General features: G+C 62.0%; 1 protein-coding gene. It reads right to left on the reverse strand.

Translation table 11 applies throughout. The features are described from left to right. Positions 1–143 precede the first annotated feature (143 nt). Positions 144–302 (reverse strand): DUF3297 family protein, encoded by a 159-nt coding sequence (locus FVA95_RS34220; protein ID WP_368667393.1) that lies wholly within the window; start codon positions 300–302, stop codon positions 144–146. Positions 303–305: the final 3 nt, after the last annotated feature.

Raw genomic sequence — 305 nt, forward strand, 5'->3', positions numbered from 1 at the left:
GTTGTGTCCAGTACCTGACGAATCAGCTTTGGGTGCCGCTCATGGAACACACCCCACTCGAAGGAGCCGGGGACCGCTGCGGTGATCGTGGGCGCAGCAGTGCTGTCTGCATGGCTTGGCACCTTCAAACCCGCGGGGGTCCGCTACTCCGCCAGGCGGAAGTACGGTTCGACCGTGCCGCTTTGCTTGACGACCATCGGATTTCCGCGGCGATCTTTGGCGGTCGGGACTTCCATACGCACCCAACCCTCGGCGACGTCGTATTCGACCACGTTGGTTCGCTCGACGCCATTGAAGCGAATACC

It is taken from the genome of Pseudonocardia sp. EV170527-09 (assembly GCF_008369905.1).
In the GTDB taxonomy this organism is placed as follows: Bacteria; Actinomycetota; Actinomycetes; order Mycobacteriales; family Pseudonocardiaceae; genus Pseudonocardia.